Below are 5,138 nucleotides of genomic sequence, written 5' to 3'. Positions count from 1 at the left end.
CCGGCCCCGCCGCTGGGGGGGCGGGCGGGGGGGGCTGGGGCCCGCGGGGCGACCCGGGGCGGGGGCCTGGGCCCCCGGCGCCCCGTTTTACGGGGGCCGTCGCCGCCGCTGGACCGCCCCGAGCGCCTACGCGCAGTCCAAGCTCGCGGACATGCTGTGGGGGCTCGCGCGGGACCAGCGGCGGCGGGACGGGCGCGCCGGGGCCGGCCCCGCCGGTGTGGACGTGCAGTTGACCCACCCCGGCTGGGCGGCGACCGGCATCTCCAACGCCAGCGGGAACGCCGTGGTCGATCGGGTCGTCACGGGCGTCTGCTCGGTCCTGGCGCAGCCCGCGAGCCAGGCGGCGCTGACCACGATGTTCGCCGCGACCAGACCGCTGCCGCCGTGCAGCTACACCGGCCCGGACGCGATGCGGAACCTCCGCGGGACGCCCACACTCATCGGGCGCAGCGCGGAGGCCTCCGATCCGTCGAACGCGGACAGGTTCTGGGAGTTCGCGCGGTCCGAGACCGGGTCTCCCTGAACCGGGTCTGTCTAGGTGGAGGGCTTGTCGCTCCCGCCCGAGGGGGCCTGGGCGATCTTGCTCGCCATCTCGACGGCCTTCTGGGCGATGCGCAGGGCGTCCTCGGTGGTCTTCCGCACGGCCTCGGCCACGTCGCGGGCCTGGTCGCTGAGGTCCGGACCCTCGGTGTCGTCGGGATTGCGGCTGACCATGCCCGCCACCTTGTGGGCCAGCGTGCCGGCCATGGCGGCGGCCTCCTGGCCGACCTTGGCCAGGTCACGGGCGGTCAGCTCGATCTGGCTGGCCATCTCGCTGGCCTTCTGGCCGATCTGGCCGCTCGACGTCTGCTCGTCACTCATGGAAACCATCCTCTCGGCGCTGACAGCCGGTGCCGGCGCACTGTACTGACGCGTCCGACCAGCGAGGGGATCCCCGGATCTCGAACGCGAACCAACGGACCGAGCATGTCACGGAGCCGCCCGCGAAACCTGAGTAATTGATTTCTAATTCAACTGGTCGAGGAGGGGATAGTCGGCCGGGCCGCGAGGCGCGCACACTGGGACTCGGAACCGTTCCTCCGAGAGGGGCCACACAATGTCAACGTCGTCATCGTCGTCCCCCGGTACGTCACACGGTCGGCCCCCCACGACGGGGGACGACCCGCCGCACGGGTACCCGGACCTCGGACCCGACCCCGTGACCGGGGTCCGCGTGCTCGCCGTTCCGGCCGTGCCGACCGCGGTGATCCGAGCCGTCGGGGTCCCGATGGCGACCATCGGCCGGTTCTTCGACTCGGCGTTCGGCACCGCGTTCCCGGCGCTGTTCGCCGCCGGCGTCATCCCGGCCGGGCCCGCCTTCGCGCTCTACACGCGGACCAGTGAGGAACCCGAGTTCACGGCCGACCTCGAGGTCGGCTTCCCCCTCGCGCGGCCGCTGGCGGAACTGCACACCGGGGAGCCGATCGAGTCCGGGGGGATGCGGATCGTCGGGTCCGAGCTCCCGGGCGGCGAGGTCGCGGTGACCAGCCACCTCGGCGCCTACGACGAGCTCGGGCAGGCGTGGGGCGGATTCATGGGCGAGATCGGGGCGATGGGCCGCGCGCCGGGCAGCCCGTTCTGGGAGAGCTACGTGACCGAGCCGTCCCCGGACCTCGACCCCGCCACCCTGCGCACCGACCTCTTCTGCATGGTGCGCACCCCCGACGACGCGGCCTGATCCGCGACCGTCACGGAGTCGCCACCCCGCCGCGCCCGACCGTATGGACCCACGGAACAAGAACACGTTCTAGGCTGGTGAACGGTCTCGTCGTCGTCAAGAAAGGCCCCCCACCATGAGCGCCTCCCCCGAACAGATCCGGTCCACCGCGGACGCCTACCTCGCGGCGCTGACCGCCGGCGACCTCGAGGCCGTGTTGGACCTCTACGCCGAGGGGGCCACGGTCGAGGATCCGGTCGGCGGCGGCACCGTCCACCAGGGCAAGGCGGCCATCCGGGAGTTCTACGCCAGCGTGGTGGCGCTGCGGATCGAGGGCGAGGTGCTCGAGGCGCGCGTGTGCGGCAACGACCTGCTGTTCAACTTCGAGATCACCACCCACTTCGACGGCGGCGCCAAGGCCACGATCAACGTGTGGGACCTCATGACCCACGACGAGCAGGGCAAGGTCGCCGCGATGCGCGCCTACTGGACCCCGGAGAACATGAGCTGAGCCGGGACCGGCCGGGGGTCGCTACGATCCGCTCTGGCTGCCGGCACCCTGGGGCACGTTCTCCGAGGGCTGGACTATCACCACGCCCTGGCCGCCGAACGCCATCTGGAACGTCTCGCCGCTACCGCCGCGGAGCATGGACTTGATCCCGCCGGTGTCGATCTTCACGTCCATCGTCACCCCGGCCGTCCACAGGACCACGGCCTGCGCGTCGGCGAAGGTGGGCGCCGAGGCCACGTCGAGCGCCACGGGCTGGCCCTTGGTCGTGACCGCCACGAACCCGGTGCCGCGCAGCGACACGTTGTACAGGCCGCCGGTCATCATGGCGCCCTTCGCGGCGATGCGGTTGATGTCCCACTGGATGCCCTCGGAGAACGCCAGGATGCTGGCGCCGTTGACCGAGATCATGTCGTTCTCCAGGTAGAGCACCTGGATCTCGGAGGCCCGGTCGGCCAGGAACAACTCGCCCTGGCCGGAGCACCGCATCAGCGGGACCCCCTCGCCGGTGGCTGCGGCCTTGAACATCTTCCCGATCCCGCCGCTGCCGGTGTTCTCGAAGCCGATCTGCCCCTGGTAGGCCACCATCGAGCCGGCGCGGGCCATGACGGTGCCGTTCGGGATGGTCACCTTGAGCATCTTGGAGTTCTGCAGGGCGAACGGGCGGTCCGCCTGCGTCTCCCGCGCGGTCTGGAAGAGCTCCCCGTGGATCATGGGGTGGACGCTACGCCGGCTGCACTAGCCTTGGGGCCATGATCACCGCCATCGTCTTTGTCCACGCCGAGACGGCGCGCATCCCCGAGGTCGCCGAGGCCATCGCCGAGATCGAGGGGGTCTCGGAGGTCTACTCGGTCACGGGGACCATCGACCTCATCGTGCTGGTCCGGGCCCGCCGCAACGAGGAGGTGGCGGACATCGTCTCCGACCGCCTCAACAAGGTGCCGGGCGTGGTGAACACCGAGACGCACATCGCCTTCCGGGCGCTGTCCAAGCACGACCTCGAGGCCGCGTTCTCGCTCGGCTACGACGACTGAGCCGTCCCGGCCTGACGGCGGGCCCGCTGCCGCGCGCGCATGAGTTCGGCGAGCAGGGCGTCGCCGGTCCACTGCCGTCGGTCGTCCCCGTCTCGCTCGGCCTCGTGCACCAGCTCCACCATCCGCTCGCAGGCCGGGGCCTCCATGCCGAGCCGGCGGGCCATCTTCACCACCTTGCCCTGGAGGACGTCGATCTCGGTGGGGCGGCCGCGGACCAGGTCGTCGTTCATCGACGACGTGCCGTCGGCGTCGACCCGGACCACGGTCGTGGCCAGCCTGCGGAAGACCGGGGTGGGCAGCCGCATGATGGTCGGCAGCAGCGCCGCGGGGACGGCGAGGGGAACCCGCGGGACCACCCCGGCCGCGGTGAAGACGCGGATCGCCTCAAGCTGGCAGATGGCCACGCAGCGCCGCAGGTCGTGGTCGAGCAGCTCGGTGCGCAGCGGGAGCCCGGACAGCGCCTGGACGGCGTTGTTGAGGTTGAGCAGGACCTTGCCGTGGAGCACGGCCTGGATGTCGTCGGTCGCCCGGACCTGGAGGCCGGCCCGCCTCATCACGTCGATGAGGGGCGCCGCCGCCGGGTGCTCGGCCAGGCGGATCTCGCCCGTGCTGGTCCGGCGGTAGGTGGCGGGCCCGGTCCGGGCCACGTTGAAGGGGATGACCCCGGCGATCACGGGCGCCACGTCCACCGCGTCGCGGATCAGGTCCGCCGAGTGCAGCCCGTTCTGCAGGCCCACCACGAGGGAGCCGCGGCGCAGGAACGGGACGAACTCCGCGGTCGCCGCCGCGGTCGAACCCGCCTTGGTGCACACCAGCACCACATCCGAGCGCCGCACGGACTCGGGGGACTCCGCCAGCGTGAGGGACTCGGCGGGCAGGTGGAGGCGGTCGCCCTCGCCCTCGCCCGACTCCACGGTGAGGCCCACCGCGCGGATGGGGTCCAGGACGTGGGGTCGTCCGACGAGGGTCACGTCGGCGTGGGGGGCGAGTCGGCCGCCCAGATAGCAGCCGACCACGCCGGCGCCGATCACCGTGATGCGCAGTGGCGTGTCCGGGCTGGTCATGGTGAGGGTGACGTTACGACACCCGACCCGGCCGGGGTGCCGGATCGGGAGGCGCGCCGACGGGTCGGGAGTCAGTGGGGCCGGGGCCTGAGCACGATCTCCGTGGGGTGGGCGTCCGGGGCGGCGTCGAGGGCGTCGCGGATGGCCGCGGCCACTGAGCCGGGGCTGAGATAGGACGACGGCTGGTACGTCCCGCCCTCGCCCGCGACGATCGCGCGCTGCATGTCGGTGTCCACCCGCCCCGGGTGCACCGAGGTGACGCGCAGCGTGGGTTCCTCGCCGCGGATCGTGTCGGTGACGGCGCGGAGGGCGAACTTGGACGCGCTGTAGGAGCCCCAGCCGGGCTTTGCGGTGAACCCCGCGCCGGAGTTGACGACGACGAGGTGGCCCCGGGCCGCGCGCAGCGCCGGGAGCAGCGCCCGGGTCAGCTCGACCACGGCCATCACGTTGACCTCGAACGCGCGGCGCCACTGCGCGGCCTCGGAGGAGTCGATACGGCCCAGCTCGGCGACCCCGGCACTGTGGACGAGCCCGTCGAGGGTCCCGATTCCGTCGGCGACCCGCGCGACCCCCTCGGCGGTCGTGAGATCGGCCGCCACGACGCGGGCGCTGGAGCAGTCGCGCGCCACGGCGTCCAGGGCGCCGGTGTCCCGGCCCACCAGGATCAGGTCGTGGTGGGCCTCCAGGGCCCTGGCGGTGGCCGCCCCGATGCCGCGGGAGGCTCCGGTGACGAGAACGGTGCTCATGGCGGGGGCGGGGGGGGGGGGGCGGGGGGCGGCCCCCCGCCCCCGCCGGCCCAGCCCCCGGAGGGGTGGTCGCCGTTGGGGTCCCACAGG

7 protein-coding genes and 1 pseudogene are annotated in these 5,138 nt (G+C 72.7%); 4 read left to right on the top strand and 4 right to left on the bottom strand.

Features of this window, described 5'->3' with window-relative positions:
- Window positions 1-523, top strand: a pseudogene (locus Q0444_RS07600) (hypothetical protein); the annotation flags it as partial.
- An 11-nt stretch (window positions 524-534) separates the two neighbouring features.
- On the opposite strand, the gene Q0444_RS07595 reads toward Q0444_RS07600, so the two are convergent.
- Complete coding sequence (locus Q0444_RS07595) at window positions 535-861, bottom strand: hypothetical protein (protein ID WP_291085117.1); 327 nt, start codon at window positions 859-861, stop codon at window positions 535-537.
- A 337-nt stretch (window positions 862-1,198) separates the two neighbouring features.
- Here Q0444_RS07595 and Q0444_RS07590 point away from each other — a divergent pair, with 337 nt between their 5' ends.
- Together Q0444_RS07590 and Q0444_RS07585 are read left to right on the top strand one after the other, a co-directional pair.
- Window positions 1,199-1,717, top strand: coding sequence for a GyrI-like domain-containing protein (locus Q0444_RS07590; RefSeq protein WP_291085114.1), 519 nt, complete (start codon window positions 1,199-1,201; stop codon window positions 1,715-1,717).
- 115 nt (window positions 1,718-1,832) lie between these two features.
- Entirely contained in the window at window positions 1,833-2,207 is a 375-nt protein-coding gene (locus tag Q0444_RS07585; RefSeq protein ID WP_291085111.1) for a nuclear transport factor 2 family protein, read from the top strand.
- Between the two features lie 21 nt (window positions 2,208-2,228).
- Here the strand turns inward: Q0444_RS07585 and Q0444_RS07580 are convergent, their stop codons facing one another.
- Window positions 2,229-2,918 (bottom strand): AIM24 family protein, encoded by a 690-nt coding sequence (locus Q0444_RS07580; protein WP_291085108.1) that lies wholly within the window; start codon window positions 2,916-2,918, stop codon window positions 2,229-2,231.
- A gap of 38 nt (window positions 2,919-2,956) precedes the next feature.
- Between Q0444_RS07580 and Q0444_RS07575 the strand changes: the two genes are divergently transcribed.
- Window positions 2,957-3,238, top strand: a complete 282-nt coding sequence (locus Q0444_RS07575; RefSeq protein WP_291085105.1) for an Lrp/AsnC family transcriptional regulator — start codon at window positions 2,957-2,959, stop codon at window positions 3,236-3,238.
- On the opposite strand, the gene Q0444_RS07570 is transcribed toward Q0444_RS07575, so the two are convergent.
- Window positions 3,226-4,302, bottom strand: a complete 1,077-nt coding sequence (locus Q0444_RS07570; RefSeq protein WP_299022657.1) for a 2-dehydropantoate 2-reductase — start codon at window positions 4,300-4,302, stop codon at window positions 3,226-3,228. The two genes, Q0444_RS07575 and Q0444_RS07570, sit on opposite strands and share 13 nt — an antisense overlap.
- 71 nt (window positions 4,303-4,373) lie before the next feature.
- Window positions 4,374-5,048 carry an SDR family oxidoreductase gene (locus Q0444_RS07565; RefSeq protein ID WP_291085099.1) on the bottom strand — a complete coding sequence of 225 codons (675 nt, stop codon included), beginning with the start codon at window positions 5,046-5,048 and terminating at the stop codon, window positions 4,374-4,376.
- Window positions 5,049-5,138 lie beyond the last annotated feature (90 nt).

This window comes from uncultured Dietzia sp. (assembly GCF_937873725.1).
GTDB lineage: Bacteria > Actinomycetota > Actinomycetes > Mycobacteriales > Mycobacteriaceae > Dietzia.
Note: the sequence above shows the minus strand (reverse complement) of the source record. Positions and strands in the feature narration are given on the sequence as shown.